The organism is Micromonospora sp. NPDC048909 (assembly GCF_040649635.1).
GTDB lineage: Bacteria > Actinomycetota > Actinomycetes > Mycobacteriales > Micromonosporaceae > Micromonospora.
Genome location: NZ_JBEZFU010000005.1, coordinates 262,563 through 275,880, shown reverse-complemented (window position 1 = coordinate 275,880; position 13,318 = coordinate 262,563). Strand labels below are relative to the sequence as shown.

At 71.1% G+C, this 13,318-nt stretch carries 9 protein-coding genes; all 9 read left to right on the top strand.

Annotated features, from left to right (window positions below):
- The first annotated feature begins 28 nt into the window (after nt 1–28).
- The 9 genes from AB0C04_RS16280 to AB0C04_RS16240 are packed head-to-tail and all read left to right on the top strand — an operon-like array spanning nt 29 to nt 13,306.
- Nucleotides 29–1,384, top strand: a complete 1,356-nt coding sequence (locus AB0C04_RS16280; RefSeq protein ID WP_357054480.1) for a sugar ABC transporter substrate-binding protein — start codon at nt 29–31, stop codon at nt 1,382–1,384.
- Between the two features lie 5 nt (nt 1,385–1,389).
- Nucleotides 1,390–2,343 carry a sugar ABC transporter permease gene (locus tag AB0C04_RS16275; RefSeq protein WP_357054477.1) on the top strand — a complete coding sequence of 318 codons (954 nt, stop codon included), beginning with the start codon at nt 1,390–1,392 and terminating at the stop codon, nt 2,341–2,343.
- 1 nt (nt 2,344) lies between these two features.
- Entirely contained in the window at nt 2,345–3,271 is a 927-nt protein-coding gene (locus AB0C04_RS16270) for a carbohydrate ABC transporter permease (protein ID WP_357054473.1), read from the top strand.
- A gap of 6 nt (nt 3,272–3,277) precedes the next feature.
- Nucleotides 3,278–4,249, top strand: coding sequence for an ROK family protein (locus AB0C04_RS16265; protein WP_357054470.1), 972 nt, complete (start codon nt 3,278–3,280; stop codon nt 4,247–4,249).
- Nucleotides 4,246–4,839 carry an SIS domain-containing protein gene (locus tag AB0C04_RS16260; protein ID WP_357054467.1) on the top strand — a complete coding sequence of 198 codons (594 nt, stop codon included), beginning with the start codon at nt 4,246–4,248 and terminating at the stop codon, nt 4,837–4,839. The genes AB0C04_RS16265 and AB0C04_RS16260 overlap by 4 nt, the downstream gene beginning before the upstream one ends.
- A 40-nt stretch (nt 4,840–4,879) precedes the next feature.
- Complete coding sequence (locus tag AB0C04_RS16255) at nt 4,880–7,504, top strand: glycoside hydrolase family 38 C-terminal domain-containing protein (protein ID WP_357054465.1); 2,625 nt, start codon at nt 4,880–4,882, stop codon at nt 7,502–7,504.
- The gene (locus AB0C04_RS16250; RefSeq protein WP_357054462.1) at nt 7,501–10,038 is read left to right on the top strand and encodes a glycoside hydrolase family 2 TIM barrel-domain containing protein; all 2,538 of its coding nucleotides are present in this window, start codon (nt 7,501–7,503) and stop codon (nt 10,036–10,038) included. Before AB0C04_RS16255 ends, AB0C04_RS16250 begins: the two co-directional genes overlap by 4 nt.
- Nucleotides 10,038–11,921 (top strand): hypothetical protein, encoded by a 1,884-nt coding sequence (locus tag AB0C04_RS16245; protein WP_357054459.1) that lies wholly within the window; start codon nt 10,038–10,040, stop codon nt 11,919–11,921. Before AB0C04_RS16250 ends, AB0C04_RS16245 begins: the two co-directional genes overlap by 1 nt.
- Nucleotides 11,918–13,306 carry a GH1 family beta-glucosidase gene (locus AB0C04_RS16240; protein ID WP_357054456.1) on the top strand — a complete coding sequence of 463 codons (1,389 nt, stop codon included), beginning with the start codon at nt 11,918–11,920 and terminating at the stop codon, nt 13,304–13,306. The genes AB0C04_RS16245 and AB0C04_RS16240 overlap by 4 nt, the downstream gene beginning before the upstream one ends.
- Nucleotides 13,307–13,318 lie beyond the last annotated feature (12 nt).

The following is a 13,318-nucleotide window of genomic DNA, read 5'->3' as shown; positions in this document are numbered from 1 at the left end:
GACATCCGCCGTCTTTGAGGAGTGACGCATGACGATCACCCGGCGGGGTCTTCTGGCCGGTTCGGTAGGGGCTCTCGCGCTCGGCGCGACGAGCGCCTGCGGCGGTGTCAGCCGGAGTGGAAACGACACCGGCAGCGGCGACAAGGGCGACACCGGCTCCTTGTCGACCCAGGGCTTCGGCAAGCCAGACGATGTGGGGCAGGCGCGCATCGACGCGTTCAAGAGCGCCTACCCGAACGTGCAGCTCGCCATCAACGAGGGCGACTTCGATCCGCAGCAGTTCCTGTCCGCGGTGGCCAGCGGCAACGCACCTTCGCTGGTGTATCTCAACCGCGACCTGGTCGGCAGCTACGCGGCGCAGGGCGCCATCCAACCCCTGGACGACCACCTCGCCTCCGCCGGGATCAAGACCGGTGACTACCGCGAGGCCGCGATCAAGGAGGTGACGATCGACGGCAAGGTCTACGGGGTCCCGGAGTTCTACAACACCCGCAACATCCTCGTGAACGGCAGGGCGCTGCAGGAGGCCGGGCTCACCCTGGCCGACGTGAGCACCACCGACTGGAACAAGCTGCACACCGTCACCACGAAGCTGTACAAGGCCAGCGGTGGCGGGATCGCCCGGATCGGGTTCGACCCGAAGCTCCCCGAGTTCCTACCGCTGTGGGCGAAGGCCAACGGCGCGGACCTGGTGAACCCCGACGGTTCGCCGAACCTCGACGACCCGAGGACCATCGAGGCGCTGACGTACGCGCTGAGCCTGATCAACGAGCAGGGCGGCTGGTCGAAGTTCAAGGCGTTCCGCGACACCTGGGACCTCTTCGGAGCTGGCAACCAGTTCGTGAAGAACCAGGCGGGCGCGTTCCCCTGGGAGGGCTGGTACGTCAACGTCCTCGTCCAGTCCTCGCCGAAGCTCGACCTGCAGTCGGTCCCGTTCACCGACAAGCAGGGCACGCCGATCAGCTTCGAGAACGGCAGCGCGTGGTGCCTGCCGAAGGGTGCCAAGAACCCGGCCGCGGCCATCAACTGGATGAAGGTCATGACCAGCACCGACACCTGGCTGAAGGCCGGCGCCGCCCGGCAGGCCACGGTGGAGAAGAACAACTCCATCTTCACCGGCCTCTTCACCGCCAACCCCTCCGCGGACGATCAGATCAAGGCCAAGTACGTCAAGCCCGGCCAGACCGGATTCCACAAGGCCATCGAGAACTACTACGCGTCCACCGGCTATGCGTTCGCCATTCCCGGTTCCAAAGCCGGCAGTGAGATCAAGGCGGCCTGGCAGGACGCGGTGAACCGGGCCCTCGCCGGCCAGCAGAAGCCCGACGCGGCGATGAAGCAGGCGCAGGCGGACGCGAGCAAGGCATTCAGCGCGGCGAAGTGATGGCCGTGACAACCGCGAACGTGGCCACCCGGAAGCTGCTTCCGGGTGGCGCACGCCCAACCAGAAACTGGCGGGAGATCCGCGCCGCCTACGGCTTCATCTCACTTTGGATCATCGGGTTCCTGGTGTTCACCCTCGGCCCGATGATCGCCAGCCTCGTGCTGTCGTTCACCGACTACAACGCGATCGACGCCCCGGAGGGCGTGGGCCTGGCGAACTACCGGGAGCTCGTCACGGACCCGAAGGTTGCCAAGTCCCTCGGCAACACGCTCATCTACGCGGTGCTGTACGTGCCGGCGGCGATGGTGGTGGCGCTGCTCCTCGCCATGGTGCTCAACCGGGTCGGGCGGGCGTCGGGCTTCTTCCGGACCGTCTTCTACCTGCCCGTGATGACCCCGACGGTCGCCGTGGGCGCGCTGTTCCTGCTGCTGCTCAACGGTCAGGAGGGCCTGCTCAACCGCACGCTACGCCTGATCGGGATCACCGGGCCCAACTGGACGACCGACACCAACTGGGTCAAGCCCGGTCTGGTCATCACCATGCTGTGGAGCCTCGGCGGGACCGTGGTCATCTACCTCGCGGCGCTGCGCCAGGTGCCGAAGGACCTCTACGAGGCCGCCGAGATGGACGGCGCGAACGCGTGGACGAAGTTCCGCAAGGTGACGGTGCCGATGATCAGCGGTGCGCTCTTCTTCACCCTGATCGTGCAGACGATCTCCGCACTGCAGATGTTCGACCAGGCGTACACCATGTTCTTCGGCGCCCAGCAGAACAGCACCTACTCCAACGAGGCCGCGCTGTTCTACGTGATCTACCTGTTCCAGCAGGCCTTCCGGTTCCTGCACATGGGATACGCCTCGGCGCTGGCCTGGCTGCTGTTCCTGATCATTCTGATCATCACCGCCGTGCAGGTACGGGTCTCGCGCCGGTTCGTCTACTACGAAGGCGAGAAGGACTGAGATGAGTACATCGCCTCCCGGCCTGACGGCCGTCCCCACCACGGGCGGCCCGGGTCACGAACAGACCGAAGGCAGTCGGCCGGCTTCCGGCAGGCGTGACGAGCGCTGGTGGAGACGTGCGCCCTACCTGATCGTGCTCGGCCTCGCCAGCGTGGTGTTCACGTACCCCTTCGTCTGGCTGATCAGCGCCTCGCTCAAACCGCGTACCGAAGTGTTCGACAACGCCCTGATCCCGCACACCCTGCGTCTGGAGAACTTCTCCGACGTCTGGGACTACGCGCCCGTGCTGACCTGGGTCGGCAACAGCGCGGTGGTGGGGCTCGCCGCGGCCACGACGGTCACCATCAGCAGTGCGCTGGTGGCGTTCGGCTTCGCGTACTTCCGCTTCCCCGGGCGCAATGTGTTGTTCGGGCTGGTGCTCGCGACGATGATGCTGCCGCAGGCGGTCACCATGATCCCGGTCTACCTGATCTGGAACAAGCTCGGCCTGACCGGAACCCAGGTGCCGCTGTGGGCGCAGAACATCTTCGGCTCGGCGTTCTACATCTTCCTGCTGCGCCAGTTCTTCCTCGGCCTGCCCCGTGAGCTGTTCGAGGCGGCTCGTGTCGACGGCTCCAGCTTCTTCGGGCTCTTCTGGCGCATCGCCCTGCCGCTCGCCCGACCGGCGCTGGCGATCGTCTTCGTGTTCGAGATCCAGGCGAGCTGGAACGACCTGCTCCGGCCACTGATCTACCTGCAGGAGACGTCGCTGTTCACCGTGCCCCGCGGCCTCAAGGCGGTCATCGACACCTTCGGCAACGGCGGCGAACAACATTGGGAGATCGTCATGGCGGCGAGCCTGATCGCCACCCTACCCATGATCATAATCTTCGCCGTCGCCCAGCGGCACATCATCGAGGGCATCGCCACCCAGGGCCGGAAGGGCTGAGGCCAGGTGCCCTTCCGTGACCACGTCCTCGCCCTCGACATCGGTGGCACCAAGCTCGCCGCCGGGGTCGTCAGCCGCACCGGCGAGGTCCGCTCATTCGTCCGCACACCCACGAGAGTCGAGGAGGGACCGGACAAGGTCATCGAGCGACTGCTGCACCTCGGGCACGAAGCGTTGGCCGCGGCCGGGCACGGTCAGGCCGACATGGCCGCGATCGGTATCGGCTGCGGCGGCCCGCTCGATCCGGTGACCGGGCGGGTGCAGGGCCCGCCCGGGCTGCCGCAGTGGGACGACGTGCCCATCGTCGACCTCGTCTCCGCCGCCTACAACCGTCCGGCCTTTCTGGAGAACGACGGCACCGCCGCCGTGCTGGGGGAGCACCGCTTCGGGCCCTGGCGCGATGTGGCGCACATGCTCTACCTGACCGTGTCCACCGGCGTGGGTGGCGGCCTGATCCTCGACGGGCAGGTCTACCGGGGCGCGGCCGGCAACGGCGGCGAGTTCGGCCACGTCGTCATCGACTGGAACGGCCGGGTCTGCGGCTGCGGGCAGCGGGGCTGCATCGAGGCGTACGCCTCGGGCAGCTCGATCGCACGGCGGGCGGGCGAGGCGCTGAGCACCGGTGCCGCGTCGTCCATGCGGGGCCTCGACGTGGTGACCGCCGAAACCGTGTCGTCGCACGCCCGGCAGGGCGACCCGCTCGCCCGCCACCTCTGGGACGAGACCACCGCCGCGCTGGGCCGCGCCATCGCGGTCATGATCAACGTGGTGGAGCCGCAACTCGTCGTCCTCGGTGGCGGAGTCACCCGCGCCGGCGACGACCTCCTGCTACCGGTACGCCGCGCCGCACTCACCCAAGCCATGCGACCAGCCGGGGCCGCGGCCCGGGTGGAGCTGTCGTCGCACGGCGACACCGTCGGCGTCGTCGGCGCGGCGGCATCGGCCCTTCTCTACCTCGACGATGGAGCAGCCGCATGATCCCCGATGACCACTCTCCCCTCGTCCAGCACCTGGACGAACACCTCACCGTGATCGAGTCGGTCCGCAAGCTCCTCCCTGACCTGGAATCCCTGGGGGAGGAGGTCAATGCCCGCCTGGACCGTGGTGGCATTCTCTACTCCTTCGGCAACGGCGGGTCGGCCGCCGACGCCCAGCACCTGGTCGGCGAACTCATCGGCCGGTACTGCCGCGAGCGGCGACCGCTGCCCGCGGTGGCGGTGTCCACCGATCCGACCGTCACGACCTGCATCGGCAACGACTACTCCTTCGACGACGTGTTCGCCCGGCAGGTCGCCGCGTTGGCCCGCCCCGGCGACGTGGTGGTGGCCTTCACCAGCAGCGGCCGTTCGCCCAACGTCGTCGCGGGCCTGCGCGCCGGCCAGAACGCCGGGGCGTTGACGGTCCTGTTCACCGGGCAGCCCGACACGGGCGGCGGGCCGGCCGCCCGGTACGCCGACCGCGTGCTCGCGGTGGCCTCCGAGCGCACCGCCCGGGTGCAGGAGGCGCACGTCCTGCTCCTGCACCTGCTCAGCGAGCACATCGACCGCTGGGCCGCCGCGACCGCCTGACCAGATCGGCGACGCACACCGAAAGGCAACGACTTTCCCCATGCACAGCGCGAACCCGCAGCCCGGCACCCGCCGGCCGACGATCCCCCGCCAGCCGGCGCCACCCGCCGGCCGAGCCACCCGCGGCGCCCTGCACATGATCGGTAACGCGCACATCGACGCGGTGTGGCTGTGGCCCTGGCAGGAGGGTTACCAGGAGGCAAGAGCCACCTTCCGCGCCGCACTGCAGCGCATCGACGAGTACCCCGACTTCGTCTTCACCTGCGACTCCGTCGGCTACCTCGCCTGGATAGAGGAGCACGATCCGGAGCTGTTCGCGGCGCTGCGGGAGCAGGTACGCGCCGGCCGGTTCGAGATCGTCGGCGGCTGGTGGGTCGAGCCGGACTGCAACATTCCCGGGGGAGAGGGCTTCGTCCGGCACGCGCTCTACTCGCAACGCTTCCTCGCCGACCGGTTCGGCGTGATGGCCTCGGTCGGCTGCAACGTAGACCCCTTCGGGCAGAACGCCACCATCCCGCAGCTGCTGGCGAAGTCCGGCATGGACAGCTACGTCTTCATGCGTCCGCAGCCGCACGAGGCGCAGCTGCCCGGACCGACGTTCTGGTGGCAGGCGGCCGACGGCTCCCGGGTGCTGGCCTACCGGATCCCGCACGAGTACTGCAGCCCGGCCGGACACCTGGGCGTGCACGTCGGCAAGGCGCTGGCCCAGCTGCCGCACACCACCGAGCCGCTGATGTGCTTCTACGGGGTCGGCAACCACGGCGGCGGCCCGACCCGGGCGAACATCGACAGCATCCTGGAGCTGGAGCGCAGCGACCAGTACCCGCAGATGCTCTTCTCCACGGTGCGGGCGTTCTTCGACGCGACGGCCGCCGGCGGGGACCTGCCGGAGTACGCCGGTGAGATCCAGCCGCACGGGGTGGGCTGCTACTCGGCGCACTCCGGCATCAAGAAGCTGATCCGGCACACCGAACACGCGCTGCAGGCCGCCGAGAAGTGGACCGCGGTCGCGGGGGCGGTGGCCGGCATGCCCCGGGTGACCGACCAGCTGGAACACGCCTGGCGGCAGGTGCTGCTCAACCACTTCCACGACACCGCGGCCGGCACCGCGCTGCCCAGCGCCTACGACGACGCGCGCGACCAGCTCGGCGAGGCCCGCTCGATCGCGGCCCGCCTGCAGAACCAGGCGATCCAGCGGATCAGCCGGCAGATCGACATCCCCGACGAGGAAAGGATGGCCCCGCTGGCGGTGTTCAATCCGCACCCGTGGCCGGTGCGGGACACCGTCGAGGTGGAGTTCGGCAGCGTGCTCGGCAACGGTGCGATCGTCGCGGTCGATGACGCGCAGGGGCGCACCACCGTGCAGGTCGCGCCGTCGGTGACGCTGACCGGCGGGCGGCGGCGACTGGTCGTACCGGTGGACCTGCCGCCACTGGGCTACCGCCTCTACCGGCTGTATCCCGACCACGGCGTGCCGGCGGAGCAGCCGGCCGGCGCCGAGCCGGTGCTGGAGAACGAGCACCTGCGCGTCGTGGTCGACCCGGAGACGGGGTGGCTGTCCAGCCTGGTGTGCAAGGCCACCGGCGCCGAGCTGATCGACGACGACGCGGCTCACGCCGGGCACGCGGTCGTGCTGGACGACCAGACCGACACCTGGGGGCACGGCGTGGTCTCCTACCGCGACGTGATCGGCGCCTTCACCCCGGTGTCGGTACGCCTGGCCGAGTCCGGCCCGGTCCGGCAGGTGCTGCGGGTCCGCAGCGAGTACGGCGCGTCGACCCTGACGGAGGAGTTCGTGCTGGCCGCCGGGGCGCGGCATGTCGAGGTCCGGGTGACGATCGACTGGCACGAGCGGCTCCGGATGCTCAAGCTGCGCTTCCCGACCGCCCTGACCGGCGTGACCGCGACGCACGCGATCCCGTACGGCCACCTGGAGCGCACCGCCGACGGGCACGAGACGGTCAGCCACTCGTGGGTGGACGTGTCGGGCGAGCTGTCCGGCCGCCCCGCCGGCCTGTCGGTTCTCAACGACGCCAAGTACGGCGTCGACGTGAACGGCGGCGAGATCGGGCTCACCGCGCTGCGCAGTCCCGCGTACGCCTGGCACACCCCGCAGCCGCTGCCGGCGGACGGCGACTACGAGGTCATGGACCAGGGCGTGCAACGGTTCACCTACCGGCTGCTGCCGCACGCCGGTGACTGGCGGGCCGCCGGCACGGTCCGCGTCGCGGCCGAACTCGACCAGCGACCGGTCGCGCTGCTGGAGTCGTACCACGCTGGACCGCTGCCGCAGCAGCGCTCCTTCGCCGCCGTGTCCGACGCCGACAACGTCGTGATCACGGTGGTCAAACGGGCCGAGGACGGCGTGGGCGACTACGTCGTACGGGGCTACGAGACGGCCGGCGCGGCGGCTGAGGCCACCATCGACCTGCCGTTTCTCGGCCGTACCCTGACCGCCGCCTTCGGCCCGCACGAGATCAAGACGCTGCTGGTCCCCGGCGACCCCACCCGGCCCGTCGTCGAGACCGATCTGCTGGAACGCCCCGCGCCGGCGACCGGAGCCACCGGAGCGACCGAGGCGACCGGTCCGGCCGGCGAGCCGGCGCCGGGAACCGGTGAGTCGGTGGCCGCCGACGAGCCGGCGCGAGCGGGCGAGGTGGCATGATCCAGGTGTCCAGCCTCGACGCGGGCTGGCAGCTGCGGGGGTTCCTCGGCGACGACTGGCAGCTGCACCGGGCCCAACTGCACGCCCGCGACAACCGTGACGACGGGCAGCGGTGGGTGCCGGCCCGGGTGCCGGGCAGCGTGCTCGCCGACCTGCTGGCCGCCGGGCAGATCCCCGATCCGTACGTGGGCACGCAGAGCCTGCTGTCGGAGTGGGTGCCGCAGCGGACCTGGGTGTACCGCACCCGGCTGAGCACGCCCGGACTCGGCGGCGGCGAGCGGGCCTTCCTGGAGTTCGACGGCATCGACTACGCGGGAACCGTCCACCTCGACGGCGAACGGGTCGCGACGCACGAGGGCACCTTCGTCCCGCTCGTGGTCGAGGTGACCGGGTTGCTCGGCCCCGGCGAGCACAGCCTGGCCGTGGTCATCGATCCCGCGCCCGACAGCGAACCGCAGGTCGGCTACACGTCGGCGGTTCGCGTGCACAAGGGACGGATGGGCTACGGCTGGGACTTCTGCCCCCGGCTGGTGCACCAGGGCCTCTGGGCTCCGGCCCGGCTGCGGACCACCGGGCCGTTGCGGCTGGCCGACGTGTGGGCCCGCCCCACCGTGACGGCCGGGGCCGGGCGGGTGACGATCACGTTGCAGGTCGACGGGGACGCCACCGGTGCGACGGCCGAGTGCAGCCTGCACGACCCGGACGGCGTTGCCGTCGCCGCGGCGACCGTGCCGCTGGACTCGACGACCGCCGAGGTCGCCGTCGACGTCGATTCGCCTCGGCGTTGGGAAGTGAATGGCCGCGGCGAGCCGTACCGGTACGCGCTGCGCACGGTGCTACGCGACCGTGACGGACGGCGTAGCGACGAACGCGAAACCCGGGTGGGCTTCCGGGACGTGCAGTTCCGCCGCGACGCCGACGCCCCGCCGACCGCGCTGCCCTACCGGCTGGTGGTGAACGGCCGCCCGACCGACATCAAGGGCTGGAACTGGGTACCCGCCGACGCCCTCTACGGCACCGTCGACGAGGCCCGGCTACGGCACCTGCTCGGACTGGCCCGGGACGCCGGGGTGACGATGCTGCGGGTGTGGGGCGGCGGCCTCATCGAGAGCGAGACCTTCTACGACCTGTGCGACGCCTACGGCCTCCTGGTGTGGCAGGAGTTCGCCCTGTCCAGTTCGGGGATGCGGAGCGTGCCCAGCGACTACGGGGCATTCGTCGCCCGGATGGCCGCCGAGGTCGAGCGGATCGTCCCCGCCCGGCGCAACCACCCCAGCCTTGCCATCTGGTGCGGCGGGAACGAGTTGCAGCGGGCCGACGGCGTGCCGCTCACCGACGAGGATTCGCCCGTGCTGGCGGCCCTGCGCGACGCGGTGACGCGGCTCGACCCGGACCGGCAGTGGCTGCCGACCTCACCGTCCGGCCCCGTGTTCGGCAACACGCTGGACAGCGTCCGGAGCGGGCCGGACCACCACGACGTGCACGGTCCGTGGGAGCACCAGGGCCTGTCCGACCACTACCGGCTCTACGACGAAGGCCGTGGTCTGCTGCTCAGCGAGTTCGGTGTCGAGGGCATGAGCAACGTGCGCGCGATCGAGTCGGTCGTGCCCGAGCCGGACCGGAGAATCCCCACGACCGGAAACCCGGTCTGGGACCACCTCGGGCGGTGGTGGAACAACGAGCCGCTGGTGCAGCAGGCGTTCGGCGGAAAACTCGACGACCTCGCGGCGCTCTCCCGGGCCAGCCAGTTCCTGCAGGCGGACGGGCTGCGCTACGCCGTCGAGGCCAACCGGCGTCGGCCGGCGAGCTGCGGCGTACTGCCCTGGCAGCTCAACGAGTCGTTCCCGAACGGCTGGTGCACCGCCGCGGTCGACTACTTCGGCGAGCCGAAGGCCGCCTACCACTTCGTACGTCGCGCCTACCGGGCGCTGCACGTCTGCGCGGCCCTGCCCGCGCCCCGGATCAGCGGCGACCGATTCGCCGCCACCGTGTGGGCCTGGTGGGACAACGACTCCGGCCCGGTGACCGTCACCGCCCGGGTGCGCTGCCTCGACGGCCGCGAGGTGGCGGAGGCGCACTGGTCGGCCCCGCTCGCCGAGGGGCGACCGCACCGGTTCGGTGAGATCCGGTGCGCGGTAGCCGAGTTGGGCGGCGGGCCTTTCCTGCTGGACCTGTCGGTGCAGGCGGACACCGACGTGCGGACCAACCGCTACCTGCTCACCGCCGGTGCCGACTTCGGCGCGCTGCTGACCCTGCCGCCGGCCCGGATCACCACCGAGCTGCACACCGCCGGCTCGACCTGGACGCTGCGCCTGCGACACGAGGCGGGGCCGGCCGTCCCGTTCCTGCGGGTGCTCGACGCGCGCCCGGCCGGCGAACCGGGCTGGCCGAGCTGGGACGACAACGCCATCGACCTGCTGCCCGGTGAGGAACGCGTGCTGCATGGCCGATGGGACGGCGTGCCACCGGAGCAACGGCGGGTACGCCTCGACGGCTGGAACCTCCCCGCCCGGACAGTGACGGAGACCGACTGATGGAGCCGACCTGGCTGGACGAGGCGCGACTGACCGTCAGCGGGCTCGATCCGGAGCTGTTCGAGGTGTGGGTGCACGCCGCGCCGACGCTCACCTCCGCCGGCGGCGTCACCGTGACGGTCACCGCCATCCACCGGGGCGCCGTGCCGGCCGAGGCGCGGCTGCGGGTGTCGGCCACCCTGCTCGAGGCCGACGATCCGTACTGGCTCATCCCCGGGCTGTTCTACGGTGAGAACCGCCCCGCGGGGAACGCGCGGCTCTTCCCGCGCTTCGCGCGGACCGCCGACGAGCCCGCCGACCCGCAGCGTTTCGTGTCGCCGGCGTGGAGTTTCCGGGCCGATCGGGCGGCCACCCCCGCGGTGTTCGCCTGGGGGGCAGCCGGCGGGCTGGCCCTGGCGGTCGACGAACACAGCCCGCTCGGCATGACCGGAATCGGCTTCGCGCACGACGCCGGCGCCGCCCTGGTGCATGCCGACTTCCCGTACGTCGAGGCGCCGGTCAGCTACCTCGGCAGCCAGCAACCCGCGGCCCCGTTGGCGCAGACCCACCTCTGGCAGCCAGGCGAGCGGCAGACGGTCGAGGTGTGCCTCTATCGGCTGCCCGACGACCGGCACGCCTACGCGCCGGTGCTGCGCGAGCGGCACGCCCGGTCCGCCACGACCCCGCTGCAGCCCTGGGTCGGGTTGGCGGAGGCGGCCGAGTTGGCCGCGTACGGGCTGCACCGGTGGCACTTCCGCCCGGACCCGGCCGTGCTGCTGGAGACGGCGGCGTTCGACCGCGAGTTCAACGACAACGTCAAGGGCCTGGGTGACCGGGCCGCGATGCACGTCGCCTGGATCAGCGGCATCCCGTACGCGCATGCGCTACTGGCGTCCGGCCGTCGAAGCGGCAACGCCGACCAGGTGGCCGCGGGCGCGGCGGTCATCGAGCACATCTGTGCCAACCTCGCCCCGGCGGGGACGTTCTGGGGGCAGTGGACCGCCGAGCGTGGCTGGGGCCAGAGCTGGACACCGGTCCGTGGCGGCCTGCACGCCCGTACTCTCGCCGAGGCGACCCTCTTCCTGCACCGCGCGGTCCGCGCCGAGGAGGCGGTCGGCACGACCCGTGGCGGCTGGCTGGACGCGGTACGCAGCAACCTCGACGTCGCGGTACGCAACCAGCGAGCCGACGGCAACCTCGGCAGCCTGTTGCACGCCGCCGACGGAGCGGTGCTGTCCTGGGAAGGCGCCGCCGGACTGACCTGGGTCGCCGCGCTCGCCGAGGCGGGCGAGCTCGACCCGCGCTATCTGGCCGCCGCCCGGCGCGGTGGCGACTACTACGGCCGGTTCGTGCACGAGGAGTTTCTGCACGGCGCGCCCGAGGACGTCGACCTTGCGCCGACCTCGGAGGACGGCTACGCCGCGATCCTGGCGTACGTCGCGCTGTGGCGGGCCACCGGCGAACGCCGCTGGGTGGAGCTGGCGCGTCGCGCCGCCGACTGGATGCTGACCTTCCGCTACAGCTACGACGTGACCTTCGACGAGCACACCCTGCTCGGCCGGTACGGCTTCCGCAGCCGCGGCGCCGACCAGGCCTCGCCGAGCAACCAGCACCTGCACTCGTACGGCCTGATCTGCGTGCCGGAGATGGTCGAGCTGGCCGCGGCCACCGGCGATCCGCACTACCTGGATCGGACCCGGGAGAACCTGGCCTGTTTCCGGCAGTTCATCGCCCGCGCCGACGGCGACTTCAACGCCTACCGGGGCATGGCCAGCGAACGCTACTACCAGACGGCCTGCTTCCAGGCGAAGGGCATGTTGCTGACGCTGTCGCACGCGTGGAGCGTCGGCGTGCTGCTGCTCGGCTGCGAGGCGGCCCTCAACCTTCCGGAGGTCAGCTGGTGAGCCCGAACAAGCACCGCGAGCAGCCGACGAACGGCTTCCCACCCGGCTTCCTGTGGGGTGCCGCGACCTCCTCCTACCAGGTCGAGGGCGCCGCCCGCGAGGACGGCCGCGCGCCCTCCATCTGGGACACCTTCACGGCGGAGCGCGGGATGGACTCCGGCGAGGAGGCCTGCGACCACTACCACCGCTGGCCTGCCGACGCGGACCTGATGGCCGAGCTCGGCATGAACGCCTACCGGTTCTCCCTGGCCTGGCCGCGCATCGTCCCGGATGGAACCGGAGCGGTGAACCCGGCGGGCCTGGCGCACTACGACCGGATGGTCGACGGCCTGCTGAAGCGAGGCATCACGCCGGTGCCGACGCTGTACCACTGGGACCTGCCGCAGGCGCTGCAGGACCGCGGCGGGTGGACCAGTCGGGCGACCACCGATGCTTTCGCGGCGTACGCCGAGGTGTGCCTCGACGCGCTCGGCGACCGGGTCGACACCTGGTTGACGGTCAACGAGCCGTGGGTGGTGTCCGTGCTGGGCTACCGGCTCGGCCTGCACGCGCCGGGGGAGCAGGATCTGCGCACCTCGTTGCTCGTCGCGCACCACCTGTTGCTGGCGCACGGCGCGGCGACGCAACGCATCCGCGAGCGCCGGCCGGCCGCCCGGGTCGGCATCCCACTGAGCCTCTTCCCCAACTATCCGGTCACCGACGACCCGGCGGACGCCGCCGCGGCGTGGGGGTCCGACGGCTACACCAACCGTTGGTTCCTCGATCCCGTGTTGCGCGGCCGGTACCCGGCGGACACCGTCGAGCTCTTCGAGGGGCTGGTCGGCCCGCTGGACTGGGTACGGCCCGGCGACCTCGACCTGATCGGTGCCCGCCCGGATTTCGTCGGGGTGAACTACTACACCCGCCGACGGATCAGCGCCGCGCCGGCGGACGGGCTGCCCTGGCGGGTGCTGCCCGCGCAGCCGGGCGTCCCGGTCACCGACAGCGGCTGGGAGGACGTACCCGAGGTGTTCCAGGACCTGCTGGTACGCCTGCACCGCGACTACGACATCCCGCTGATGATCACCGAGAACGGCGGTGTCTGGAACGCCGAACCCGGCCCCGACGGGCGGGTACGCGACACCGGGCGGGTACGCGCGTTGCGCGCCCACCTGCTCGCCCTGTCCCGGGCGGTCGACGCCGGCGCGCAGGTGTTGGGTTACCTGCACTGGTCGCTGTTGGACAACCTGGAATGGGCCGAGGGGTACGGCCAGCGGTTCGGCCTGGTCCACGTCGACCGGGCGACCCAACGGCGCACCGTCAAGGACAGCGCCCGCTACTACGCGGCGGTGATCGCCGCGAACCGGGTCGTCGACGACACCGACGACCTCGCCGGGAAGCCGTGAGGTGACCGTGGT